The sequence below is a fragment of the Streptomyces sp. O3 genome, from assembly GCF_054788135.1.
Map to the genome: position 1 here is coordinate 54,816 of NZ_JBTVYK010000028.1, position 24,331 is coordinate 79,146.

The window sequence follows — 24,331 nt, forward strand, 5'->3', positions numbered from 1 at the left end:
TTCTCCGTTGCTGGCCGCTGGCCGCTGGCCGCTGGCCCGCCCACCCTACCCTCGTTAGACAGGCGAACGATCGCGGTGAATAATCGTTAGACATGGGAAAGACTTACGCACGCATAGACGGCAGGCTGCGCACGTTCATCGAGGCGCAGCCGGTGTTCTTCACCGCGACCGCTCCGCTGGCCGAGGACGGCACGGTCAACCTCTCCCCGAAGGGGCTGCGGGGCTCGTTCGCCGTCATCGACGAACAGACCATCGCCTACCTGGACTTCGCGGGCAGCACCGCCGAGACCATCGCCCACCTTCGCGAGAACGGCCGGATCACCGTGATGTGGTGCGCCTTTCAAGGCCCGCCCAACATCGTCCGGGTGCACGGCCGGGGCGAGCCCGTCTTCCGCGACGACCCGCGCTTCCCGCAACTCCTTGAGCACTTCCCCGACATCGACCCCGCCCTCCACGGGCTGCGCGCTGTCATCGTCGTGACCGCGGAACTCATCCGCGACAGCTGCGGGTACGGGGTGCCCTTCATGTCGTACGACGAGGACCGCGACCTGCACGCCAGGCGCTTCGCGCGCGAGGACGACGCCTCGCTGAGCGCGTACTTCGCCAAGAAGGAGCACATCGAGCACAGCATCGACGGCCTCCCCGGCCTCCCGCTCCCACTGCCGCCCAGCCAGACCGGACGCGTCAGCGGTACGCGATGAGGTGAGCCGTCGGCCAGGCTGCGAGCATCCCGGCCGTTCCGTACGCCCAGCAGCGCGCGGCGCGCGAAGGCGGCAGGCAGAGCCCGCTGACGGCGATGATCCAGGCGGCCGGAACCACGCCGAGAACCAGAATCCGGGACGTCCAGTCCGTGAGAGCGTCACACCGCGCGTAGAAGATCCTGATGGTCTCGCAATGCGTGCCGTCCAGGCCCATGAGGAATCCCTGGAACGCCACCACGACCGCCAGCCAGCTGACCGCCGCCCCGGCCAGCAGGCGAAGCGCGACCGAGGCGGCTCGGCGGTCGCGGGGCGTACGAGGTCGGTGATTCTCCATGGCGGCAACGTAGGAGAGCGCGGCTGGACACGGCGTCCGTGCGCGAGCTCAGGCCGTATGAGTACGGGTACTCAGCCGCTGGCCACGGCCAGCGCACCGGCGCCTGCCCGTCGAGGCAGGCCACGATCGAGCGGGCCCGCACCATCCTGGAGGAACACATCGCTCGGTATGGGGCATTCGAGAGTGGCCACGGCTTCCTCGATGTCGCAGGGGAGGAAGGTGACGTCGGGGTCCGGCTCTCCGTCACGCGTCTTCTTCAAGCAGGCGGAGGGCCGGGATCGCATCATAGGTCGGTGAGCAACATCTTCTCCGGCGACAGTCATGACCTGGACCTGTCCAATGGCGCCACCGCGGTGTTCGTCGACGTGCTGATGCTTGCCGTGTCCGATCTCGCCTCCGAGGACTGGGACTTCCGCTTCGCGGCGCTGCTGACCCTGCAAGACCAGAACGTCATGGGGCGGGGCGCCGTCGGGTTCGACCTGGCGGAGTCCGACTACCTGCACCGCTTCACGGTCATGGTGGAGTCCTGCGCCCCGTCCGCCGACAGCGGTGCCGCACGCGGCTTCCCCGGCCCGGACGAGGCCGCGATGGCCTCGTGCGTGCGCCACCGGGTCCTCAGCGCGCTCCCGCTCTGGGACGGCTGCTTCCTCTGCAATCGGCCGCACTGCTAGCGGGGCCGCATCAGGCGACGCTTGCCCTGCTGCGATGTGACGCCGGGGGAAGAAGACCGCACCCGGTCCGTCATGGACGCCGTGTTCGGCGGCCTGCGGGCCGGGTGCGGACAGGTAGGCGGCCAGACCCGTGAAAGCGCGGGTCAGGCGGCCTGGGCTGAGATCAGGCCTTCTTCGTCTCCCAGAAGATCTTGTCGATCTGGGCGATGTAGTCCAGCGCCTTCTGGCCCGTGGCCGGGTCCGTCGAGCCCTTGGCGGCCGAGAGGGCCTTCAGGGCGTCGTTGACCAGCTGGTGCAGCTCCGGGTACTTCTCGAAGTGCGGGGGCTTGAAGTAGTCGCTCCAGAGCACCGAGATGTGGTGCTTGGCGAGCTCGGCGCGCTGCTCCTTGATGCCGGTGGCGCGGGCCTGGAAGTGCGGGTCGTCGTTGGCGCCCATCTTCTCCTGGACGGCCTTGACGGACTCCGCCTCGATACGGGCCTGGGCGGGGTCGTACACGCCGCAGGGCAGGTCGCAGTGGGCGCTGACCGTCACCTTGGGGGCAAACAGGCGGGAGAGCATTGAGCTGTCCTTCCTCGTGATCGTCTTCTCAAGGTGCGACATTACTCCGTGGGGGACGGCTTTTCGCGGGTGCCCCCGGTGGCTTAGGACAAAAGTCCAGGGTCGGACTGGGTCGAGTGGAGGATGGGACGGCACACTGAGGGTGGGCCGGACCGGGAGGTGTCTGATGCGGGAACGGGAGCGCGAGCCGGGGCGCGCGGGGGACGCGATGCGCGGGGCCAGGGCGCTGTTCGGGGTCGCCGAGGTGCACGGTCCCTCGATGGTGCCGACGCTGCGGCACGGGGACCGGCTGCTGGTGCACTACGGGGCGCGGGTGCGGGCCGGTGACGTCGTGGTGCTGCGCCATCCCTTCCAGCAGGACCTGTTGGTCGTCAAGCGGGCCGTGGAGCGGCGCGAGGGCGGCTGGTGGGTGCTCGGCGACAACTCCTTCGCTGGCGGTGACAGCACGGACTATGGGACGGTTCCGGCGGAGCTGGTGCTGGGGCGGGTCCGGCTCCGCGTCCGGCCGCGCGGGGCCGAACCGCGCGGGGCCGGGGCCCGCGGGACCGGGGCGCGGGGCGCCGGCGGGCGCGGCGGGGTTCAGGGCGTGGTGCGGTCGGTGGCCGGGGCGGTGTCCTGGGCCTTGTCGGCGGTGCGGCCGGTGTTCGCCGACCGGTCGGCTTCCTCGCGCTTGCGGGCGCGGTAGGCGGCGACGTTGGCGCGGGTCGCGCAGCGGTCCGAACAGTAGCGCCGGGAGCGGTTGGTCGAGGTGTCGAGGTAGGCGTTGCGGCACGGGGCGGCCTCGCACAGGCCGAGGCGGTCGACGCCGTACTCGGTGAGGTGGAAGGCCAGGCCCATGGAGGCGATCGCCGCGTAGCCCGCCGTCGCGTTCGACGGGTGGTCGGCGAGATGCATATGCCACAGGGGGCGGCCGTCGTCGTCCCGGTAGTCGTGCCCGGCGATCTGCGGGCTGACCGGGAACTCCAGGAGGAGGGAGTTCAGGAGGTCCACGGCGAGGGTCTCGTCGTCCTCGTCCGCCGCCTCGAAGACCGCGCGCAGCCTGGCCCGTACCGAGCGGAACCGGGTGACGTCGGCGTCGGCCGCGCGCCGCGCCGCCGAGGCGTTGTCGCCGAAGAGGTCGCGTACCGCCCCGACCGTGGTGAGGACGTCCTTGCCGCGGCCTGGCTCCTCGGTGTTGACCAGTCGCACGGCATAGTCAGAGTAATAGGCCAGTTCCACTTGTAGTCCTTACGGGCGCGGGCTATCGTCGTCGGCATCGGGAAGAGTAATAGGTGAATTTATCTTCAGGGTATTACCTTGGGGAGTGAGGAAGGGTCGCATGACCGAGTCGACGTCCACCACCACGCCGGGCACCGACTGGCGCGCCTGGCAGGACAGCTGGGACCGGCAGCAGGAGGCGTATCTGCCGGACCGCGAGGAGCGGTTCCGGGTGATGCTGGACATGGTCGAGGCGCTGGTCGGCCCCGCACCACGGGTGCTGGATCTGGCGTGTGGCACGGGCAGTATCACCGACCGGCTGCTCAAGCGGTTCCCCAAGGCGGTCAGCACGGGCGTCGACCTCGACCCCGCGCTGCTGGCGATCGCCCAGGGTACCTTCGCGGGCGACGACCGGGTCACCTTCGTCACCGCCGACCTCAAGGACCCGCGCTGGACGGACTCGCTGCCGTACGGCACCTACGACGCCGTGCTCACCGCCACCGCGCTGCACTGGCTGCACAGCGGCCCGCTGGCCGAGCTGTACGGGCAGGTGGCCGGGCTGGTCCGGGACGGCGGCGTCTTCATGAACGCCGACCACATGCCGGACCCGTCGACCCCGCGGATCAACGCCGCCGACCGCGAGCAGCGGCACGCCGCGATGGACCGCGCCAAGGCCGACGGGGCCCTGGACTGGCGGCAGTGGTGGGAGGTGGCCGCCAAGGACCCGGTGCTCGCCGAGCCGACCGCCGAGCGGTTCCGGATCTACGGCGAGCACGCGGACGGCGACACCCCGCCGGTCGAGTGGCACGCGCGCGTACTGCGCGAGAAGGGTTTCGGCGAGGCGCGCGCGGTGTGGGCCTCGCCGTCGGACGCGCTGGTGCTCGGGCTCAAGTAACCGGACGGCCAGCGCATAGGCCGGGTACGCGGGCGAGGCGGTACGGGCCCTTGGGTCCGTACCGCCTCGTGTGCGTTCCGGTGTATCCCGGCGTACCGGCCTCAGAAGACCTTCGACAGGAAGGACTTGGTGCGGTCGTGCTGCGGGTTGGTCAGCACGTCCCTGGGGTGACCGGCCTCGACGACCACGCCGCCGTCCATGAACACCAGCGAGTCGCCGACCTCGCGCGCGAAGCCCATCTCATGCGTCACGACGATCATCGTCATGCCGGACTCCGCGAGCTCGCGCATGACGTCCAGGACGTCGCCCACCAGCTCCGGGTCGAGCGCCGACGTGGGCTCGTCGAAGAGCATCAGCTTGGGCTCCATGGCCAGCGCGCGGGCGATCGCCACGCGCTGCTGCTGGCCGCCGGAGAGCTGCGAGGGGTAGTTGCCGCCCTTGTCGGCCAGGCCGACCTGGTCGAGCAGCCGTTCCGCGCGGGCCCTGGCGACGGCCTTGGCCTCGCCCTTGACCTGGACCGGCGCTTCCATGACGTTCTCGACCGCGGTCATGTGCGGGAACAGGTTGAAGCGCTGGAAGACCATGCCGATGTCCCGGCGCTTCAGGGCGACCTCGCTGTCCTTCAGCTCGTACAGCTTGTCGCCCTTCTGGCGGTAGCCGACCAGCTCGCCGTCGACGTACAGCCGTCCGGCGTTGATCTGCTCCAGGTGGTTGATGCACCTGAGGAAGGTCGACTTGCCCGAACCGGACGGGCCGACCAGGCAGAACACCTCGCCCTGGGCGACCTCGAGGTCGATGCCCTTGAGGACTTCGACGTGACCGAAGGACTTGTGGACGCCCTCGGCCTTCACCATCGGGTGTGCGGTCTCGGAACTCATACGGCGGTGCCTCCCACCCGGTTCGGGTTACGGAACGAGGTGAGCTGGAGCCTGATGCGCTGGAGCGGGGTCAGCGGCAGGGCGCGGTTGCTGCCGCGCGCGTAGTACCGCTCCAGGTAGTACTGGCCGATGCTGAACACGGTGGTGAGCAGCAGGTACCAGAGAGAGATCAGGATGAATCCCTCCATGATCGCCAGGGTCCTGGAGCCGAACTCACGGCCGCGCAGGAACAGCTCGCCGTAGCCGATGGCGAACGCCAGCGACGAGGTCTTCAGCATGTTGATGAACTCGTTGCCGGTCGGCGGGATGATCACCCGCATGGCCTGCGGGAGGATGATCCGCCGCATGGTCTTGGTGCCCTTCATGCCGAGCGCCTGCGCGGCCTCGGTCTGGCCCGTGTCCACCGACTGGATGCCGGCCCGGCTGATCTCCGCCATGTACGCCGCCTCGTTGAGGCCGAGCGCGAGGAGCGCGGCCACGAACGGCGTGATGACCTCGTTCATCTCGTTCTTGTAGAACGGCATGAGGTTCAGCGTCTCGAAGACGAGCGACAGGTTGAACCAGAGGAAGAGCTGCACCAGCACCGGGGTGCCGCGGAAGAACCAGATGTAGCCCCAGGCGACGGTGGCCAGCAGCTTGTTCGGGGACAGCCGCATCACCGCGAGGACGGTGCCGAGTACGACACCGATCACCATGGCGAAGACCGAGATCTTGAGGGTCTCCCAGGCGCCCCAGGCGAAGGTGCCGTTGGTGAGCTGCTCGCCGACCACGCTCCACTGGATATTGGCGCTCGCGAACGCGTTCACGAGCAGGGCGAGCAGGGCGAGCACGACGACGGCGCCGATCCAGCGGCCGTAGTGCCGGACGGGGATCGCCTTGATGGCCTCCGGGTGGGTGGTGGAGGCCGGGAGTCCGGGCCCGTCGCCGTCCTTGACGGGCCCGTCGTCGTCCTTCCGGACGGGCTCCTTGTTCCCCTGGTCCTTCTTGAGGGAGGCCTTGTCCTGGTCCTTCTTGAGGGACGTCTCGTCCTTGTCGTCGGACGAGTCGGGGACCTTGTCGCTCGGTTCGGTCACGAGGTTGCTGCCTTACATATGTACGGAGTGGAGAGGTCGCGCGCGGGGCTCACTTGCCCGCGTTGATCGTGGCCTTCTCGATGGCGCCGCTCTCGGCCTTCCACTTCTTGAGCACCTCGATGTAGCTGCCGTCGTCGATGATCGCCTGGACGGCCTCCTTGAGGGCGTCCCGCAGCTCGGGGTTCTTCTTGCTGACCGCGATGCCGTACGGGGCGGCGTCGATCTGCTCGCCGACGACCTCGAACAGCTTGCCGTCACCGGCCTCCAGCTCGTTGTAGAGCGCCACCGGGTAGTCGGTGATGACCGCGTCCGAGCGCTTGGTCTGGAGCTGCGTGATGGAGTCGCTGTCCTGGTCGGCGACGAACTCCTTGATCTTCTTGTCGCCGCACTTCTTCTGCTGGGCCTTCAGCAGGTCCTCGTTGGCGGTGCCGCGCTGTGCGGCGACGCTCAGGCCGCACAGGTCGTCCAGGGTCTCGATGCCCTTGGGGTTGCCCTTCTGGACCAGGATCGCGGACCCGGCCTTGAAGTAGTTCACGAAGTCGGCGCCGCCCTCGGCGTCCTTGCTCGCACCCTCCTGACGCTCCTTGGTGTCCGTGATGGACGAGATGGCGACGTCCTGGCGGTTGCTGTTCAGGTTGAGGATCAGCTGGTCGAAGGTGCCGCTCTCGAACTTGAAGTCGACGCCGAGCACCTTGCCGAGCGCGTTGGCGATGTCGATGTCGACGCCCGCGGGCTTGTTGTCCTCGTCCATGAACTCCATGGGCGCGTACGCGATGTCCGAGCCGACCTTGATGACACCGGCGTCCTGGTACTTCTTGGGCAGCTTGTCGAACAGCGGCGCCTTGCCGGCGGCGCTCTCCGTGCCCTCCGTGCTCTCCGCCGTCTTGTCGGTCTTCTTCGGGCTGCTCTCCTCGGACTTCTCCGTCTGGTCACCGCAGGCGGTGAGCATGAGGGCTCCGGCGACCGCGATTGCGCCGACCGCGGCAATCCGGGACTTCGCGGCGGTGGTGCGTCGGGTGGTGCTGGCGGTCATGGTGCGTCCTCCGGCGGGTGATGGAGTGGTCGAGCGGTATGCGCACACCTCTGTGGCTGTCGCCAACGTGTGTGATGAGGGGCATCTTGCCATTCGGACGTGGCTGTTCAGGGGGCTCACCATGTCAAAATCAGATAACGGGAGATCGCGGACGAACGGCGGCCCGGAATTCCGGGGCTCTGGCGGCATGGGACGAACCACTCAACCGTAAATAATCCGCACTAGTCTCGCGATGCGGACACCCCGATGGGATTATTGGGGCAAATAGGACACTAGGTCCAGGGTCGAACGGATATCGGCTCGTGCCCGGCAGGACCCATCCTGTAGAACAGTCGGTTACACCCCTCATCCGGGGCTCAGGGCGCGTGTGCGGCGCGCCCGCGCGTTCGTACCTCTCCCTTGCGGGGGTGGTCCAACCGCCGAAGCAAGGCACGGACGCGGTGCCCGCCCACCCCCCAACCAGGGAGTGGCCACCCTCAACGATTAAGACTTAAGGGGTCAGACAAAAGTGGCAGCGGAGATCGTCAATCCTCGCAGCGACGCCGGCGCCGAGGGCACGGAAGAGCCCTTCGATCCGGCCTTCGCGCTGCATCGTGGCGGCAAGATGGCCGTGCAGGCCACCGTGCCGGTGCGTGACAAGGACGACCTGTCCCTCGCGTACACGCCGGGCGTCGCCAAGGTGTGCAGCGCGATCGCCGAGCAGCCGGAGCTCGTCCACGACTACACATGGAAGTCGAACGTGGTGGCCGTCGTGACCGACGGCACCGCGGTGCTCGGCCTCGGCGACATCGGCCCGGAAGCCTCGCTCCCCGTGATGGAGGGCAAGGCGATCCTGTTCAAGCAGTTCGGCGGCGTGGACGCGGTGCCGATCGCGCTCTCCACCACCGACACCGACGAGATCGTCGACACCGTGGTGCGGCTCGCCCCCTCCTTCGGCGGCGTCAACCTCGAGGACATCTCGGCGCCGCGCTGCTTCGAGATCGAGCGCAAGCTCCAGGAGCGGCTGGACATCCCGGTCTTCCACGACGACCAGCACGGCACGGCCGTGGTCACCCTGGCCGCGCTGCGCAACGCCGCGCGGCTGACCGACCGGACCCTCGGCGACCTGCGCGCGGTCATCTCCGGGGCCGGTGCGGCGGGTGTCGCCATCGCCAAGTTCCTGCTGGAGGCGGGCATCGGCGATGTCGCGGTCGCGGACCGCAAGGGCGTCGTCAGCCGGGACCGCGAGGACCTCACCGAGGTCAAGCGGGAGCTCGCCGAGATCACCAACAAGGCGGGGCTGACCGGCTCGCTCGAGGACGCGCTGTCCGGCGCGGACGTGTTCATCGGCGTGTCCGGCGGTACGGTGCCGGAGGCCGCCGTGGCCTCGATGGCGCCGCGCTCGTTCGTGTTCGCCATGGCCAACCCGAACCCCGAGGTGCACCCGGACGTCGCGCACAAGTACGCGGCGGTCGTCGCCACCGGTCGGTCGGACTACCCGAACCAGATCAACAACGTGCTGGCGTTCCCCGGCATCTTCGCCGGGGCGCTCCAGGTGCGGGCCTCGCGGATCACCGAGGGCATGAAGATCGCCGCGGCCGACGCGCTGGCCGACGTGGTCGGCTCGGACCTGTCCGCGGACTACGTCATCCCGTCGCCGTTCGACGAGCGGGTCGCCCCGGCCGTCACGGCCGCGGTGGCGGCCGCGGCCCGCGCGGAGGGCGTCGCTCACCGCTGACCCGCCGCCCGGCCGACCTGGCCGTACGCCTGTGAGGCCCCGCCCGACGCGACATCGGGCGGGGCCTCCGTCGTACGCGGACCGGCGCGCGGGATCACGGGTGTGCGGGATCAGCGGGATCACGGGTGTGCGGGATGAGGTGGTGCGCGTTTGTGCGGGATGTGCCGGTGCGCGCAGAAACATCCGAAGGGATCGCCGTATGGCGGTCCCTTCCTCGTGTTTCCGTCCGCCGAGATTTCCACTTGTCCGTACAGGTTGGTCGAGAAAGTTTGGGGAAGGGCTTCCCGTGGTTCACGCGCGGCTGCTGGGATCAGCAGCCGTGGCGCGACACCGCAGCACACCAGACCACCCAGGGGAGACGTGGATGAATCTCGTCGTGAACGGCGACGCGGAAAGCGGGCCGGGAGGCACCGCTGAGCCAGTCGGCTCGGTCACCGGCTGGCGGATCGCGCGGGGAGCGCCCGCGCTGATCGACTACACCTTCGGCGGGGGCTATCCGGGGCCGAAGGATCCGGGACCCGCCCAGCGCGGCAGCCGGTTCTTCTCCGGCGGCAACTCGCCGCAGACCGCTCTGGTGCAGGACATCGACCTGCCCGCGAGCGGGGCGACCGGGCACGCGGCCGTCGACGCGGGCCAGGTGCGGTACGCGGTCGGCGCCTGGCTCGGCGGCTACGCGTCCCAGGAGGACGGCGTACGGCTGTCCGTCGAGTTCCGGGACGCCAAGGGGACCCCGGTCGCGCTGAACGTGCTCGGGCCCGTCACCGCGGGCGAGCGCAAGCGCCGTACCGGCCTGCTGGAGCGCACGGCTCAGTCCGCGGTACCGCCGGGCGCCCGCACCGCCCGCGTCCTGCTCGTCTTCACCCGTACCGGAAGCGGCACGTCCAACGACGGTTACGCGGACGCGATATCCCTCACCCTCACCGCGGCCGGAGCCCGCGACGCCGCCGAGGCCCGCAGCGCCGCCGCAACCGTCGACGCCGCTGGAGGCCGGTCGTGACCCCGAAGCTGAACCGCCGTGATCTGCTGAAGGCCGCCGCCGCGTCCGGCGCGCTCGGCGTCGTCTGGCCGCTGGCCGCCGGGCTCTCGCCCGCACAGGCCCGCGAGGCCGCCGAGGCGCTGGGCGCGGACTACGACCCGGCCCCGTTCACCCTCGGCGTCGCCTCCGGCGACCCGCAGCCGTCGTCCGTCGTGCTGTGGACCCGGCTCGCGCCCGAGCCGCTCGCCGCCGAGCAGAACCTCCCCGACGTCGTCGAGGTCGACTGGGTCGTCGCCGAGGACGCCCAGCTGCGTACGGTCGTCGCCCGCGGCACGGCCCCCGCGTCCGCGACGCTCGGCCACAGCGTGCACGTACCCGTCAGCGGACTGAGCGCGGGCCGCCACTACTTCTACGCTTTCACCGCGCTCGGCAAGACCAGCCGGGTCGGCCGTACGAAGACCGCCCCCACCGGGAGCGTCGGCGCGGTCCGCTTCGCCGCCGCCAACTGCCAGGCCTTCCACGACGGCTTCTACGCCGCGCACCGCGGCATCGCCCGCGAGAACGTCGACTTCGTCGTCCACCTCGGCGACTACATCTATGAGCACGGCCAGGTCGGCGGCGTCCCCGAGAGCCATGTCCGCGACCACGAGGGCGGCGCGACCTTCACCCTCGGCGACTACCGCAAGCGGCACGCCCTCTACAAGGGCGACGCCTCCCTGCGCGAGGCGCACGCCGCCCACCCCTGGTTCCTCACCTGGGACGACCACGAGGTCGCCAACGACTTCAGCGGCACCGGCGGCGGCGCACCCTTCATGCAGCGCAAGGCGGCCGCGTTCCAGGCCTGGTTCGAGCACATGCCGCACCGCGACAGCTTCGGCGAATCCGCGCTGCCCGACCCCGAGATCCACCGGGTGCGCCGCTGGGGCGACCTGCTGGAGCTGACCGTTCTGGACCTGCGCTCGTACCGCTCGGCGCAGAACCTCTCCGACGGCACCATCCTCGGCGCCGAGCAGAAGTCCTGGCTCAAGCGCGGCATCGACAACGCCCCGGACACCTGGCACGTCTGGGCCAACTCGATCATGCTCAGCCAGCTGCGCGGCTCGCCCGGCGGCTCGTACATGTTCACCGACCAGTGGGACGGCTTCCTCGCCGAGCGCAAGGACGTCCTGGGGCATGTGCACAGCAGCGGCCTGGAGGACCTCGTCGTCATCACCGGCGACTGGCACTCCGCGTTCGTCGACGACCTCCGCACGGACTTCGACGACACCTCGTCGCCCGTCGTCGGCACGGAGTTCACGGCGCACTCGGTGACCTCGGGCGCGTACTCGGCGGACTGGAACCGGACCAACGGCCCGCGGATGGGCGCGGCGAACCCGCATCTCAAGTACTTCGAGGGCAACCGCTACGGCTACGACGTGTACGAGGTGACCCCGGAGCGCTTCTCCACCCATATGCGGGTCATCGAGGACCGCCGCGACCCGATGTCCCCCGTCTCGACGCTGACCACGTTCCATGTGGACCGGGGTGTGGTGGGTTCGTACGAGGACGCGGCGACCCGGAACTCTCCGGCGCAGTACCGCAGGGACTGACGGGAGTCGGCTCTGCCCTGCTGGTCTGGCTGGGGGTTCGGGGGTTATCCCCCGAGGTGATGCAGTATCGAGGACCGCCGCGACCCGATGTCCCCCGTCTCGACGCTGACCACCTTCCATGTGGACCGGGGCGTGGTGGGTTCGTATGAGGACGCGGCGACCCGGAACTCTCCGGCGCAGTACGGCAGGGACTGACCGGGACGCGTGTCACACCGGTGCGCGGTTCCGCCGCGCACCGGCCCGCCCTATCGTCAAGGTCATGTTCGCTGCCTACGCCGCCCGAATCGACCGTGACCAGCCACTGACCGGCCTGGAGTTGGGGGAGCGCCCGGCCCCTGAGGAACGTCCGGGCTGGACGACCGTCAACGTCAGGGCCGCGTCCCTGAACCACCATGACCTGTGGTCGCTGCGAGGCGTGGGCCTCGGCGACGACAAGCTGCCGATGATCCTCGGCTGCGACGCCGCCGGGGTCGACGCCGACGGCAACGAGGTCGTCCTGCACTCGGTCATCGGCCAGACCGGCCACGGCGTGGGCCCGAACGAGCCGCGCTCCATCCTCACCGAGCGCTACCAGGGCACCTTCGCCGAACAGGTCTCGGTACCCACCTGGAACGTCCTGCCCAAGCCCGCCGAACTGTCCTTCGCCGAAGCCGCCTGCCTGCCCACCGCCTGGCTCACCGCGTACCGCATGCTCTTCACCAACGCCGGGGTGCGCCCAGGCGACTCGGTTCTCGTCCAGGGCGCGGGCGGCGGGGTCGCCACGGCCGCGATCGTGCTCGGCAAGGCGGCGGGCCTGCGGGTGTTCGCCACCAGCCGGGACGAGGCCAAGCGCAAGCGGGCGCTGGAACTGGGCGCGGTGGAGGCGGTGGAGTCCGGCGCGCGGCTGCCGCAGCGCGTGGACGCGGTGATCGAGACGGTCGGCGCGGCCACCTGGTCGCACTCCGTCAAGTCCCTGAAGCCGGGCGGCACGCTGGTCATCTCCGGCGCGACCAGCGGCGACCGCCCCTCGCACGCCGAGCTGACCCGGATCTTCTTCCTGGAGCTGAAGGTCGTCGGCTCGACGATGGGCACGAAGGACGAGTTGGAGGACCTGCTCTCGTTCTGCGCCGCCACCGGGGTACGCCCCGTCATCGACGAGGTACTGCCCCTGGACCAGGCCCGTACGGGCTTCGAGCGGATGGAGGCGGGCGGCCAGTTCGGCAAGATCGTCCTGACGGTCTGACCTGTCCTGCCTCCTCGACCTGCCTCGGCGGCATGTCAACTCTGGTTGACGTGCCGCCATGCGTCAACCTACATTGACGTCATGACCGAAGCGACGGATCTCGCCGAGCGGGCGGGCGACCGCGACCCGCGGATCGGACTGCGGGCGGTCGCCGCGCTGCGGCGTCTCCTCGAACGACTGGAGGCCGTGCAGGTGCGCAGCGCGCGCCAGCAGGGCTGGTCGTGGCAGGAGATCGCCGCCGAGCTGGGCGTGAGCAGGCAGGCCGTGCACAAGAAGTACGGGAGGCAGTGATGTTCGAGCGGTTCACGCAGGGCGCCCGAGACGCCGTCGAGCGCGCGGTGGGGCACGCGGAGTCGCAGGACGCGGAGACCGTCACCGGCGAACATGTGCTGCTCGCGCTCCTGGACGCCAGGGGTACGAAGGCGTCCTTCGCCTTCGCGGCGCTCGGTGTCGCCGAACAGCGGGAGGCGCTGGAGCGGGCGTTGGCCGAGGCGCGGCGGCGCGGGGGCGTTTCGGCGGCGGACGCGGAGGCGCTGGCCGGGCTCGGCGTCGATGTGGACGCGATCGTCGGCCGGGTCGAAGAGACGCACGGCGCGGGGGCGCTGGCCGGGTGCGCGAAGCCGAGGCGGTGGTGGGCGGGGCACCGCCGCTTCTCTCGCGAGGCCAAGGGCCTGCTGGAGAAGGCGCTTCGGATCGCGCTGGCGCGCAAGGAGCGGAGCATCGGGGATGAGCACCTGCTCCTGGCGCTGACGGAGTGTCCGGGGCTCGCGCGCGACGTGCTGACCGCGCGCGGGGTGTCGTACGACGCGGTGGAGCGGGTGCTGTACGGGGCCGGGGCCGGGGCCGGGGGTGCGGCCCCGGCGGGCTGACGGCTGCCCGCCCGAGGGGGGCGGGCGGCGCAGCCCGCTCGGCGCCTGGGCCCGGTCCGTCTTCGCACTCCCGCCGTCCGCCCGGAGGGCGGGCCGGACGCCCGCTGCGCCAGCGGCTGATGCCACCGAGGCGTCGCGCGGCAGGCGGGAGTGCGAAGACGCGCCCTAACCCCGCGGTGTACGCAGGATGGCTCCGATGCGGGCCGCGGCCGTGGACAGCTGGCGGTGGGCCTCGCGGAGCTGGTCCCGCGTGACGCCGTGGTCGCGGGCCGCGTCGCGGATGTCGTCGCGGAAGCGGTCCAGGAGGCGGTCGAGGTCGCGGGCCGGGTCGCCGGTGAGGTCCTGGTGGGCCCACTCGGGCGCCTCGGGGGCGCTCTCGGGGCTCTGGCCGCCCCCGGCTTCCGGCTCGGCCGACTCCTTGCGCAGGTCCGCGCGTTCCACCGTGATGTCGGGCCGCGCGGATCCGGAGCCCTTGCCGAAGCGGGTGAACTCCTTGGAGATCTCGGCCAGGCCCTCGCGGAGGCCGGACGGCCAGTCGCCGCGTGAGAAGTGGTCCTGGACCTTGTCCTGGACCTGCTGGGCGATGCGCTGCATCTCCTCGCGGGCCGCGTCCTGCGCGTCCTTGGCCTGGCGGCGGGCGCGCTGGGCCTCCTCGCGGGCCCGGCGTGACTCGTCCTTGGCGCGGCGGGCCTGCTCCTTCCACTCCTGCTTGGCGCGGCGCAGTTCCTCCTTCGCCGCGCGCCAGGCCTCGTGGTCGCCGAAGGCGCCGCCCTCCCAGCCCGCGCCCCCGTCCGGCTTCGGCGTCGTACTCTTGGTCTCGCTCGCCGCCGCGCGCATCTCGCGGCGCAGATCGCCCGCGGCGCCGCGTACGTCGTCCCGGATCTCCGCGGCCAGTTCGGCGACCGACTCGCGGATCTCCCGTTCCAGGTCGGCCAGTTCGCCGCTGCGGTCGGCCAGTTCGGCGCGGCCCGCGTCGGTGATCGCGTACACCTTGCGGCCGCCCTCGCTGGTGTGCGTGACCAGGCCCTCGGCCTCCAGCTTGGCGAGCCTCGGGTAGACGGTGCCCGCTGACGGCGCGTACCGGCCCTGAAAGCGCTCCTCAAGGAGCCGGATGACCTCGTAGCCGTGGCGCGGCGTCTCGTCGAGCAGCTTCAGCAGGTAGAGGCGGAGTCGGCCGTGGGCGAAGACAGGGGGCATGTCAGAGCACCTTCTCGTCGGTCGGACGGTCGCTGGTCCCCGCGTGGTCGTCGGCTTCCGCGTGGCCGCTGGTTCCCGCGTGGCCGCTGGTTCCCGCGTGGCGGTCGGCGTCCGGTTCGGCCGGGCGGCGCAGCAGGGAGATCGCGCCCGAGACGGTGGACGCCTTGAGCGTGCCGCTGCCCGCGCCGAGCGTCCCGGTGACGCGTTTCGTGCCCCACTGGCCGCTGACCCGCAGGTCCTCGAAGGCGTTGGAGACCTTGCCGCTGGTGGTGTTCGCCTCGACCACCGCGTCGGCCGGGTGCGGCAGCCGGATCGCGATCTCGCCGGAGACGCTCGTCAGGTTCAGCTGGCCCGGACGGCCCGCCGGGTCGACGTCCACGATCATGGCGCCGCTGACCGTCTCGGCCCGGACCGCGGTGACGGCGCCGTCCACCACGGTCAGATCGCCGGAGACCGACGCGAAGCGCAGCTCGCCGGTGACGGCCTGGGCCTCGATGTCGCCGGAGACCGTCTCGGCCCGCACCGGTCCGCGGAGCCCGACGAGCGTCGCGTCGCCGCTGACGCTCCGTACCTCGCAGGGGGCGTCGAGTCCGGAGACCACGGCGGTCGCGCCGACCACGCCTACCTCTACCTCCGCACCGGCCGGTACGGCGAGCGAGACGACGGCGCTGCGGTTCCGGCTCTGCGGGTCGAACCACTTGAGGAAGCCCTGCCAGGGCAGGTCGTCGTACCCGATCGTCAGCCGCCCGTCGTCCTCCAGGGTCACCGTCAGCGGCGGCCCCTTGATGGCCGACACCTCCAGGAACGCGGAGCCCTCCGTGCTGCCCACCACGTTGACCGTTCCGCCCACGGTGCGGACCTGGAGCGCCGTCACCGGCCCTTCCACGGCCAGCTTCCGCGGTTCCGCGACCGTCCACGTCGACTCTGGCATGGTGCTGTCCTCCCGTGGCCTCGCCCGGCTTGACGCGCCATATGTCGCGTCTCTCGTTAAACACGATATATCGCGGATGAGGGAAGTCAAGTGGCGTCAAGTGGCGTCAAGTGGCGTCGGGTGGCGGGGTTCGCGCGGCCGAACTTGTCGTTTTGTCCTAGCGTGGGGGCATGTCCGACGTGCCCCTGCACCGTGGTGCGCTCCTGCTCTGCCGCGCGGAACCTGAGGCGGTCGGCCCCGCCGCCCAGCTCCTCAGGGAGCACATGCTGCTGGTGCCCGCGGGCCGCGACTGGAGCGTGCTCGTCCCGGAGGGCAAGCCCTGGCTGCACGGCGAAGAGCAGGTGGACCGGGTGCTCGCCGGGTGGGCCACGGCGCTCGCGGTCGGCTCGCCCTGGCCGGTGCTGGCCCTGTGGTGGGACGCCGACGGCGCGGGCTACACGCTCGCGTCGGGCTTCAGGCGGACGGTCGGCTACGAGTGGTCCGCGAGCGGCACCCCGGTGGGCGAATACGAGGCGATGCGGACGTTCGCGGCGCGGCTCGGCCTCGATCCCGTACCGGACATGCAGTCCCTGGAGGCGCTGACGCGCACCGACCCGGAGGCCGACGCGCGCGCCCGGATGCGCGGCCTGCTGGCGGTCCTGGCCCGCACCGGGCTCGCCCTGCCCGCGGGCCTCAGTCCGGGCGAGCCCGCCGACCGGCTGCGCGAGGTCGCGCGCGTACAGCCGGATGTCGAACAGGTCGAGTGGTCCGGCTGGCGGGACGCGGTGCGCGCAGAGCTGGACGTGGTCGAACAGGGCGGCCTCGGCCCGTGGCTGCGCGGCCCGCGAGCCCGCGCCCTGTCCGCTGTCCAGCTCGCGGCGGGCGTCCCGGTGACGCTGTGGGGGGTGCGGCGGCGCAGCGCCGGGTGGCTGCTCGCGGGGCTTCTGCTGCTGACGCACGGGGCGGGCGGCATCGCGTATGACGCGCTACGCACCCGCGACTGAGCGGACGGCGGCCGGGATCGGCGGACGGCCGCCGGGGTTACGGGATTACTCGTCCTCGTCCTCGTCGTCCAGCCGGGCCAGCCAGGTCGCGAGCCGTTCCACCGGAACCTCGAAGTCCGGGTTCAGGTCGACGAACGTACGCAGCTGCTCGGCGAGCCACTCGAAGGTGACCTCTTCCTCGCCGCGCCGCTTTTCCAGCTCCTCGATGCCGCGGTCGGTGAAGTACATGGCACACAGCCTAATCGGGGGGCGGACCCGCGCTCACATCGGACCGCCGAGACGCCCGGGCGATCAGATCCAGCCGCCCTCGGGCCCCTGGCGCGACAGCTCTCGCGCTGGGCGGGGCCCGGAGCTAGCCTTACCGGATCACCGTTGGGGCAGGAACGGGTGGGGGCGCTGTGAGCGAGGGGATCGTCAGGGTACGGCTGGAGGACGGCGCGGAGGTCTGGGCGCGGGTCAGCGAGATCGACGAACTGGAGCGCGGCGGCTTCAAGGACACCGGAGCGGGCGACCGCGTGCTCAGCATGGTGGGCGGTGTCGCCGAGATCGTCGGTTCGGTGATGAGCTCCGTACGCGAGGGCCTGAACCCCACGGGGCCCGTCGAGGTCGCGGTGGACTTCGGCGTCGAGCTGTCGGCCCAGTCGGGCAAGGTCGTCGGGGTGCTCGCGAGCGCGGGCGGCACGGCCACCCTCTCGGTGTCCCTGACCTGGACCGAGCGCGGCCCCGCCCCCGAACCCCGGCACGACCCCGAACCCCGGCACGACCCCGAACCCCAGCGGGACCCCGATCCTCAGCATGACCCCGATCCCGGACAGGGGTCGCACGGGCCGGGCACGGCCGTGCCGACAGCGCCCCCGGCTGCCGCCGTATGAGCCTTGACGGCCTCGTGCGCCCCTCGCTCCTACGCATCACGGCGCCGGGCGACGGGTATGACCCGCACGGCGACCGGTACTGGGGCTCGGGCTTCTTCATCGCTCCGGGATGGGCGCTGACCTGTGCCCATGTCGTGGGGAAGGGGGGTGCCGGGGTGTGGCGGGGCGAGCGCGCGGTCGGAGTCGCCTGGGACGGCGGCACCACCACCGGCGAGGTGGTACTCGCCAGACCCTGGGCCGACCCGGCCCGAGAGCGCCGCGGGCGCTGGGAGTTCCCCGACATCGCGCTGGTCAGGGTGGCGGACGCGCAGGACGCCCGCTGTATGTGGCTCAGCGACCGGCCCCCGTCCGTCCCCGCGGAGGTCGCGCTGTACGGCTGGTCCGCCGAGACGGGCAGCCTGGGGCTGCGGAGCGCGCTGGGGACGGTCATGGCCGTCGACGGTGACGCGCTGCTGATCTCCGGGGGCCTGCCGGTCGACGGCATGTCCGGCGGTCCTGTGGTGGATCTGCGGTACGGAGCGGTGATCGGCCTGAGCAAGGGACGCGGGCAGCGGGAGGGCGCCGCCACCCCGATCACCGCGCTGCACCAGCTGTACGACCTGCGCGAAGGCCTCCTGCACTCCGTCATACGGGAACACGACGCCTCTCACCTCGCACGGCTCTCCGACCCCAGGGCGGCGGCCGACTGCTGGCCGCGGGCCCAGGTGTCGCTGCGCGAACCCGGCGCCCAGGGCATCAGCCCCGTACGGCGCACGCATCTGCACGCACGCCTGGCCGAACTCCCGCCGCCCGGCGGGCCGGGAGACGTCCTGCCCCTGGTGGAGGCGACCAGGCGGGAGCTGTGGATGCCGCGGGAGGGCCGCTTCTTCGTCGAACCCTCCCCGCGCACCTGGCGCGAGGGCGTCGGGCTGCTGCACGGGCTACGGCACCAGCGGAGCGAGGAGGCGGGCTCTCCGCGGGACGTCGACGCCGTGCTGTTCTACGCCGCGAAGGTCGTCGAGCACACCGCGGCGACGGCGGCGCCGAAGACCCTGCGCGCACTCACGGAGTGGATCAACCGCGAGGCTGAGGAGTGCGCCCATCAGAAGACCCGCGAGGAGATCGCCAAAATCCTCGACGGCGCGCTCGACCCGGAGGGCACGCCGCGCGCTCCCGGACAGGAGGCGCCGCGCGGGGCTCGCGCCGATGTCCTCGTCGTGATCGGCGAGCCCGTCTACGGCGACCGCCACGGCGACCTCTACCCCTGGAGCGTCAAACTGCTGCGCGACGACGGCAGGGACGTGACCCCGCTGTACGGCGACGACAAGGGGGTGCGCAGGGAGCGGCTGAGCCAGGAGCTGCGCGGACCGCTCGCCGACGCCCTGCGCCACGGGGACCAGGGAGTACATCTGGCGGCCGTCGAGGCGGTGCTGCCACGGGAGCTGTTCGACCTGCCGCTCGATGAGTGGCGGCTCGCCCCGGAAGACCCCGCCGCGGACTCCCCTGGCGCTCGGGGCGAGTTCGACTTCTACGACGCGGAGTCGATGCCGCTGGGCATGCGCCGGGTCGTCGTCATCCGCGACGGCAGACGGCACGCGCGCCGCCCCACTCCCGAATGGCGCAGACGCTGGGCGGGCGTGTCGGCCGGACCGCTGTCCGCCGTGCCCCTGCGGGGCACGGCCCCGGACTTCGGGCACGCGCGCGGCGCGGGCCGCGAGAGCCCGCACGCCGTGTACACCAGGCTCTCCCGAGCGGACGACGCCTCGGTGCCCGTCTGCTGCGGGCCGGTGGGCGGCGACGGCGGGGTGGGGGCCATGAACGCGGCGCTGGCGGCCGGTCACCCGCTCGCCCTGTGGCGCAGAGGGCACGACCACAGCGACTGCGAGGCGTTCCACCAGCGGGCCGAGGCACTGCTCAGACAGGCGGGCCGCGCCGACGGCGCACTCCGCCACCGCATCGGCGAGCTGCGCAGACTCGGGGCCGACCCGCGGCCCACGCCGGAGATCGAGGAAGAGGCGGGCTGGGCGCGCGGAATCGCGCTCCTGTTTGATCCGCCGTCGGACGGTCCCGCGTACGGAGAGGAGGCGATAGCCCCGCCGGGCCCCGGATAGCCGGATGACCGGATAGCCGGATCGGGGGACAGGGCTCGCGGAAATGACGCGAAATCCCTTGAACGCGAGGTGAGTTCAGCGCGAATCAAGCGAGTGGGCGGTAGCGTGGTGACCTGGGACGCCTGCGCCCGCCATCTGAGCACCCGAGCACTTGAGCACCCGAGCCCGAGCCGGGAGGAACCCACGGTGAACGACTGGCGGATCTACCGCGGAGTCGGCGAACCCCATGACGGCGTGCGACGGTTACCCGCTCCGCCGCCCTGGCGCGGCTTCACCGACGCACGCGCGAACAGCGTCACCGACGACAGCCCCGTAGGCGGCCCTGGAGGCGGCCCTGGAGGCGGCCCTGGAGACGGCCCCGGAGTCGACCCCAGCACCGCCCGCAGGCTCGGATTCCGGCGCAGACTCGTAGAGAGCTACGCGCCCCGGCCCGCCGAGACCGACGCGGTCAACGCCGCCCTGTATCTGCGCCGCCCCCTCCTGGTCACCGGCAATCCGGGCACCGGCAAATCCACCCTCGCCTACGCCGTGGCCCACGAGCTGGGCCTCGGCCGGGTGCTGCGCTGGCCGATCGTCAGCCGCGCCACCCTGCAGGACGGCCTCTACCGCTACGACGCCATCGGCCGCCTCCAGGACGTGCAACTGGAGCGCGCCCAAGGCGGATCGGCGCCGACGGCGGAGCCCTCCCGCATCGGGTCGTATGTACGGCTCGGCCCGCTCGGTACGGCGCTGCTCCCCTCCGAACACCCCCGCGTCCTGCTCATCGACGAGCTGGACAAGAGCGACCTCAACCTCCCCAACGACCTCCTGAACGTCCTGGAGGAAGGGGAGTTCACGCTGCCGGAGCTGGAGCGCATCGCCGACCGCGAGCCCGTCGTCGAGGTCCTGACCGACGACGGCCGCAAGACCCCGGTGCGCGACGGCCGCGTCGCCTGCACCGCCTTCCCGTTCATCGTGCTCACCTCCAACGGCGAACGGGACTTCCCGGCACCGCTGCTGCGCCGCTGCGTCCAGCTCGAACTCGAACCCCCCGGCAGGGACCAGCTCACCGCCATGGTCGAGGCCCACCTCGGCGAGGAGGGCGTCACCGACGGCCACGGCCTGATCGACCGCTTCCTCGACCGGGAGCCCGGCGAGGTCATCGCCGCCGACCAGCTGCTCAACGCCCTCTATCTCACCCAGCACACCCCGCACGCCGAACAGTTCACACGGGAGCGCCTCGCGGAGATGCTCATGCGGCCACTCGACCGTTCGAGGTGATGACCGGATGCGCCGGACGCGCCTGGGAGAACTCGTCGGGAGGCTGCGAGGCGGCGGCCTCGACCCCACTCCCGAGGAGGTGGCGGACGCCGTATGGCTGGCCCAGTGGCTGCCGCGCGGACCACGACCGGCTGCCTCCGCCGCCCCGGAACCCGGCGATCCGGCGCACCCGCCGCCCGACGGAGAGCACGACCCCGGCACCGACGCGCGGCCCCCGGCGACCAGTGACCCTGACCCCGGCTCCGATCCCGACCTTGCCGGCTCCGACCCCGACTCCGGCCCCGACCCCGGCCCCGGCTCCGGCTCCGGCGAGCGGCCCACGGAGTCGACCTCACCCGCCGCGGCGTCCGGCACCGTACAGCTGTACATGCCCGGCGGCAGGGCGCACCCGGACAGCGCTCCGGGCGGTCCCGCCTTCCCCGTGCGGGCCCCGGCCGCCGCGGCGCTGCCCGGACTGCTCGGCCTCCAGCGGGCGCTCCAGCCCCTGACCCGCTACGCCGCCGGTCCGGCCCGTCCGGGCGAAGGCGTCATAGACGAGGCCGCCACCGCCGAACGCGGCGCCATGACCGGAGTCATCACGCCCGTGCTGCGCGCCGCGCGCCGCCAACGCGCCGAGATGCAGCTCCTGATGGACACCGGTCCCGCGATGGCCGTCTGGGGCCGCATGGTCGAGGAGCTGCGGCAGGCCTGCCAGCAGTCCGGCGTCTTCCGCGACGTACAGGTGCACCAGCTGTACGACACCGGGGACGGCCCGCCGCTGATCGCCACCACTTCGGGCCCCGGCCGACGGACCCGGCTGCGGTCGGCCGACCAGTTCCACGACCCGACCGGCCGCAGACTCACCCTGGTCGTCAGCGACTGCGTGGGACCGCTGTGGCAGCGGGGCAGCGCGCAGCGGCTCCTGAACGGCTGGCCCCGCACGGCCCCGCTCGCCGTCGTCCAGCCGCTGCCGCCCCGGCTGTGGGCCCGCACCGCGCTGCCCGCCGAACGAGGGCTGCTCACCCACGGGCCCGACGTCGGCGGCCGCACCGACTTCCTGCCCTACGAAGAACCCTGGGAGCCACGGGACCCGCGCGAGAGGCCCGTCCCCGTATTACAGCCGACCCCGGAGGCGTTCGCCGCCTGGGCGCGCCTGCTGTCCACACCGGGCGGTGCGGCCGAGCGGGCCTGGGCGGCCTGGACCAGCCCCGACGGGCCCACCGCTTCCGGCGTCCCGCCCGCCCCCGCGCCACCGGACGGCCGGGGCGACGAGGAGCTGCTGCGGGCCTTCACGGCGAGCGCGTCACCCGGCGCGGTCCAGCTCGCCGTGCATCTCGCGGCGGCCCCGCTGACGCTGCCCGTCATGCAGCTCGTCCAGCGCGCCATGCTGCCGGACACCGGGCCGACCGAGCTCGCCGAAGTGCTGCTCGGCGGGCTGCTCAGGCAACTGCCCGGCACCGAGGCCCAGCCCTGCTTCGTCTACCCGCGCCGAGTGCAGGAACTCCTGCTCGGCTCCCTGGACCGGGACGCCGCCGGGCTCGTCCTGAAACACTGCTCCGCCTTCGTGGAGCGGCACTTCGGCAAGGGCACCCGGAACTTCGCCGCGCTCGCCGCCGCCCGGCTCGCGGGCGAACCGGGCCCGCACACCGGCGACGGCACGGAGCGCGCGGCGGCGTCCGGCGGCGTCGACTCGGAGCTGTTCGCGCGTATCCCCGCGCGCGTGCTGCGCTTCTACCAGCCGGACCTCGTCCTGCCAGGACCACTGGAGCAGGCGGAGCGGCTGCTGCGGCAGTGGCACGAGCAGGGCGACCCGTCCGTGCTCAGCCAGGCCGGGGAGCTGGCCGCACGGGCACTGCGGGAGGCCGGGGAGGGCGAGGCGGCGGGCGGCGCGGCGGACGAGCCGACGCGCACCGCGCGCGCCGCGACCGTACTCGGCCGGGTGCTGCGGGCCGAAGCGGGCACGGCGGCCGTACGGGACACCGACCGGCGCGCCGAACTGCTGCACCAGGCCGCGGCGGTGCTCGCACAGGCCGGGGACGCGGCGCCCCGAGGCGGCCCGGAGCACCTGGACGCCGCCCTGGAGCTGGCCTCCGTACTCCATGAGCTGTGGCACGCGACCCGGCACGCGGGGCACCTGGAGACCGCGCTCGAAGCGCTCGAAGCCCCCGAACTCGAAGCCCCGGAAGCCCCGGAAGCACCGGCAGTCCCGGAAGGGGCCGCCGACGACCGGCCCGCGCACCCGCGCGGGGCCCTGCGGCTGCTCCGGGGCAGGCTGCTGCTCGCCCAGGGCCGGGCGGCCGCCGCCGTACCCGAACTGCGCGCCGCGACCGACCCGTCGGCCACCGAGGGCGACTCCTCCGGCGCGGCCCGCTGCGCCGCACTGCTCGACCTGGCCGACGCGCTGTGCCAAAGCGGCGCGGACCCCGCCGAGACCGCCGCCGCGCTCACCGCCGCCGAGCGGGCCGCCGACGACGACCGGGTGCTGCGGCTGCGCGCCCTGGCCGCGCAGGGCGCCTTCCACGACGGCGCGGGCGACGGCGAGTCCGCCGACCGGGCCTATGAGCAAGCTGCCCGCACCGCCCCACGGGACAGCCCCGGACGCGGCCGGATCCTCATGGTCTGGGGTGAGTCGCTGCTCCGGCGCGCGTCCCGCCCGGACGGCGCGGCCACCGTCGGGCGAGCCGAGAGCGTCCTGCGGGAGGCGCTCGCGGAGCTTCCGGCCCGCTCCCCGCACCGGGGCAGACTCCAGGGCCTGGTAGGCAGCGCGCTGGCCCAGCGCTTCAGGCACCTGGGCTTTCTGCCCGACCTCTTCGAGAGCCGCCATCTGCTGCGCCAAGTGGTGCGCGGGTCCGCGGAGGCACGGGTACGGGCCGAGGCCTGGCTGCAGTTGGCGCGGGTCGCGCTCGAACTGTGGCGCCGCACCGGCACGCCCGTACGCGCGGACGCGCTGCACGCCTACCGGCAGGCGGAGCGGGACGCCCGCGAGGCCTGCCCGGCCGCGCCGGGATCGGTGACGGCCGCCCGCGCCCTGCACGGACAGGGCGCGGTGCTGGCCCTCATGGGACAGCGTGACGCGGCGCTCGCGCGCTACCGGGCGGCGGGGGACGGGTGGCGGCTCCTCACCGGGCATCTGAGCGAACTCGACTGGTCCGATGTGGAGTTGACCAGGCAGCGCATGGCGGATGCGGCAGTGGCCGCCGCGGCCCCCGAGCACCGGGCCCAGTGGTCGGACGAGGACTGGAGCCGCGCGTTCCCGCCCTGGTGGCCCTGGGGCGAGGGAGGGTGAGGTGACGGCATGGAGCATG

General features: G+C 72.2%; 24 protein-coding genes. 15 read left to right on the forward strand and 9 right to left on the reverse strand.

Annotated features, from left to right (window positions below):
* Positions 1 to 92: 92 nt before the first annotated feature.
* Entirely contained in the window at positions 93 to 701 is a 609-nt protein-coding gene (locus tag ACX6XY_RS16260) for a pyridoxamine 5'-phosphate oxidase family protein (RefSeq protein ID WP_460330923.1), read from the forward strand.
* Here ACX6XY_RS16260 and ACX6XY_RS16265 read toward each other — a convergent pair.
* On the reverse strand, positions 685 to 1,035 hold the full coding sequence (locus ACX6XY_RS16265; protein WP_460330926.1) for a hypothetical protein: 351 nt from the start codon (positions 1,033 to 1,035) through the stop codon (positions 685 to 687). The genes ACX6XY_RS16260 and ACX6XY_RS16265 overlap by 17 nt on opposite strands.
* Positions 1,036 to 1,328: 293 nt before the next feature.
* Here ACX6XY_RS16265 and ACX6XY_RS16270 point away from each other — a divergent pair, with 293 nt between their 5' ends.
* Positions 1,329 to 1,706, forward strand: a complete 378-nt coding sequence (locus ACX6XY_RS16270) for a hypothetical protein (protein WP_460330928.1) — start codon at positions 1,329 to 1,331, stop codon at positions 1,704 to 1,706.
* A 163-nt stretch (positions 1,707 to 1,869) separates the two neighbouring features.
* Here ACX6XY_RS16270 and sodN read toward each other — a convergent pair whose 3' ends face one another.
* Positions 1,870 to 2,265, reverse strand: a complete 396-nt coding sequence (sodN, locus tag ACX6XY_RS16275) for a superoxide dismutase, Ni (protein ID WP_460330931.1) — start codon at positions 2,263 to 2,265, stop codon at positions 1,870 to 1,872.
* A 166-nt stretch (positions 2,266 to 2,431) separates the two neighbouring features.
* Between sodN and sodX the strand changes: the two genes are divergently transcribed.
* Positions 2,432 to 2,950, forward strand: coding sequence for a nickel-type superoxide dismutase maturation protease (gene sodX, locus ACX6XY_RS16280; RefSeq protein ID WP_460330934.1), 519 nt, complete (start codon positions 2,432 to 2,434; stop codon positions 2,948 to 2,950).
* On the opposite strand, the gene ACX6XY_RS16285 is transcribed toward sodX, so the two are convergent.
* Positions 2,845 to 3,483: a CGNR zinc finger domain-containing protein gene (locus tag ACX6XY_RS16285; protein ID WP_460330937.1), complete on the reverse strand. Its 639-nt coding sequence runs from the start codon at positions 3,481 to 3,483 to the stop codon at positions 2,845 to 2,847. The two genes, sodX and ACX6XY_RS16285, sit on opposite strands and share 106 nt — an antisense overlap.
* A 100-nt stretch (positions 3,484 to 3,583) precedes the next feature.
* Here ACX6XY_RS16285 and ACX6XY_RS16290 point away from each other — a divergent pair, with 100 nt between their 5' ends.
* The gene (locus ACX6XY_RS16290) at positions 3,584 to 4,357 is read left to right on the forward strand and encodes a class I SAM-dependent methyltransferase (RefSeq protein WP_460330939.1); all 774 of its coding nucleotides are present in this window, start codon (positions 3,584 to 3,586) and stop codon (positions 4,355 to 4,357) included.
* 101 nt (positions 4,358 to 4,458) lie between these two features.
* Here the strand turns inward: ACX6XY_RS16290 and ACX6XY_RS16295 are convergent, their stop codons facing one another.
* From ACX6XY_RS16295 to ACX6XY_RS16305, 3 genes are all read right to left on the reverse strand, one after another.
* Positions 4,459 to 5,235 carry an amino acid ABC transporter ATP-binding protein gene (locus ACX6XY_RS16295; RefSeq protein ID WP_460330942.1) on the reverse strand — a complete coding sequence of 259 codons (777 nt, stop codon included), beginning with the start codon at positions 5,233 to 5,235 and terminating at the stop codon, positions 4,459 to 4,461.
* The gene (locus tag ACX6XY_RS16300) at positions 5,232 to 6,116 is read right to left on the reverse strand and encodes an amino acid ABC transporter permease (RefSeq protein ID WP_460330997.1); all 885 of its coding nucleotides are present in this window, start codon (positions 6,114 to 6,116) and stop codon (positions 5,232 to 5,234) included. Before ACX6XY_RS16300 ends, ACX6XY_RS16295 begins: the two co-directional genes overlap by 4 nt.
* Positions 6,117 to 6,357: 241 nt before the next feature.
* Positions 6,358 to 7,341 carry an ABC transporter substrate-binding protein gene (locus tag ACX6XY_RS16305; RefSeq protein WP_460330943.1) on the reverse strand — a complete coding sequence of 328 codons (984 nt, stop codon included), beginning with the start codon at positions 7,339 to 7,341 and terminating at the stop codon, positions 6,358 to 6,360.
* A gap of 508 nt (positions 7,342 to 7,849) precedes the next feature.
* Here ACX6XY_RS16305 and ACX6XY_RS16310 point away from each other — a divergent pair.
* The 6 genes from ACX6XY_RS16310 (at position 7,850) to ACX6XY_RS16335 (ending at position 13,714) form a co-directional block, all read left to right on the forward strand.
* Entirely contained in the window at positions 7,850 to 9,058 is a 1,209-nt protein-coding gene (locus tag ACX6XY_RS16310) for an NAD(P)-dependent malic enzyme (protein ID WP_460330945.1), read from the forward strand.
* Between the two features lie 364 nt (positions 9,059 to 9,422).
* Complete coding sequence (locus tag ACX6XY_RS16315) at positions 9,423 to 10,055, forward strand: phosphoesterase (RefSeq protein WP_460330947.1); 633 nt, start codon at positions 9,423 to 9,425, stop codon at positions 10,053 to 10,055.
* Positions 10,052 to 11,623 carry an alkaline phosphatase D family protein gene (locus tag ACX6XY_RS16320; protein WP_460330949.1) on the forward strand — a complete coding sequence of 524 codons (1,572 nt, stop codon included), beginning with the start codon at positions 10,052 to 10,054 and terminating at the stop codon, positions 11,621 to 11,623. Before ACX6XY_RS16315 ends, ACX6XY_RS16320 begins: the two co-directional genes overlap by 4 nt.
* 259 nt (positions 11,624 to 11,882) lie before the next feature.
* The gene (locus ACX6XY_RS16325; RefSeq protein ID WP_460330952.1) at positions 11,883 to 12,845 is read left to right on the forward strand and encodes a zinc-binding dehydrogenase; all 963 of its coding nucleotides are present in this window, start codon (positions 11,883 to 11,885) and stop codon (positions 12,843 to 12,845) included.
* Positions 12,846 to 12,926: 81 nt separating this feature from the next.
* Positions 12,927 to 13,136: a helix-turn-helix domain-containing protein gene (locus ACX6XY_RS16330; RefSeq protein WP_460330954.1), complete on the forward strand. Its 210-nt coding sequence runs from the start codon at positions 12,927 to 12,929 to the stop codon at positions 13,134 to 13,136.
* Complete coding sequence (locus ACX6XY_RS16335) at positions 13,136 to 13,714, forward strand: Clp protease N-terminal domain-containing protein (RefSeq protein WP_460330956.1); 579 nt, start codon at positions 13,136 to 13,138, stop codon at positions 13,712 to 13,714. Before ACX6XY_RS16330 ends, ACX6XY_RS16335 begins: the two co-directional genes overlap by 1 nt.
* 165 nt (positions 13,715 to 13,879) lie before the next feature.
* Here the strand turns inward: ACX6XY_RS16335 and ACX6XY_RS16340 are convergent, their stop codons facing one another.
* Both ACX6XY_RS16340 and ACX6XY_RS16345 read right to left on the reverse strand, forming a co-directional pair.
* Positions 13,880 to 14,911: a PadR family transcriptional regulator gene (locus tag ACX6XY_RS16340; protein WP_460330959.1), complete on the reverse strand. Its 1,032-nt coding sequence runs from the start codon at positions 14,909 to 14,911 to the stop codon at positions 13,880 to 13,882.
* 1 nt (position 14,912) lies between these two features.
* Entirely contained in the window at positions 14,913 to 15,842 is a 930-nt protein-coding gene (locus tag ACX6XY_RS16345; RefSeq protein WP_460330961.1) for a DUF4097 family beta strand repeat-containing protein, read from the reverse strand.
* 170 nt (positions 15,843 to 16,012) lie between these two features.
* On the opposite strand from ACX6XY_RS16345, the gene ACX6XY_RS16350 reads away from it, so the two are divergent.
* Positions 16,013 to 16,825, forward strand: coding sequence for a hypothetical protein (locus ACX6XY_RS16350; protein WP_460330963.1), 813 nt, complete (start codon positions 16,013 to 16,015; stop codon positions 16,823 to 16,825).
* A gap of 45 nt (positions 16,826 to 16,870) precedes the next feature.
* Here the strand turns inward: ACX6XY_RS16350 and ACX6XY_RS16355 are convergent, their stop codons facing one another.
* A complete protein-coding gene (locus ACX6XY_RS16355) occupies positions 16,871 to 17,053 on the reverse strand; it encodes a DUF6104 family protein (protein ID WP_003961784.1) in 183 nt (60 codons plus the stop codon).
* A gap of 170 nt (positions 17,054 to 17,223) precedes the next feature.
* On the opposite strand from ACX6XY_RS16355, the gene ACX6XY_RS16360 reads away from it, so the two are divergent.
* The 4 genes from ACX6XY_RS16360 (at position 17,224) to ACX6XY_RS16375 (ending at position 24,312) form a co-directional block, all read left to right on the forward strand.
* Positions 17,224 to 17,697: a CU044_2847 family protein gene (locus ACX6XY_RS16360; RefSeq protein ID WP_460330965.1), complete on the forward strand. Its 474-nt coding sequence runs from the start codon at positions 17,224 to 17,226 to the stop codon at positions 17,695 to 17,697.
* A complete protein-coding gene (locus ACX6XY_RS16365) occupies positions 17,694 to 19,787 on the forward strand; it encodes a VMAP-C domain-containing protein (RefSeq protein ID WP_460330967.1) in 2,094 nt (697 codons plus the stop codon). Before ACX6XY_RS16360 ends, ACX6XY_RS16365 begins: the two co-directional genes overlap by 4 nt.
* 186 nt (positions 19,788 to 19,973) lie before the next feature.
* Entirely contained in the window at positions 19,974 to 21,047 is a 1,074-nt protein-coding gene (locus ACX6XY_RS16370; protein WP_460331000.1) for an AAA family ATPase, read from the forward strand.
* A gap of 7 nt (positions 21,048 to 21,054) precedes the next feature.
* The gene (locus ACX6XY_RS16375; RefSeq protein WP_460330969.1) at positions 21,055 to 24,312 is read left to right on the forward strand and encodes an SAV_2336 N-terminal domain-related protein; all 3,258 of its coding nucleotides are present in this window, start codon (positions 21,055 to 21,057) and stop codon (positions 24,310 to 24,312) included.
* Positions 24,313 to 24,331: the final 19 nt, after the last annotated feature.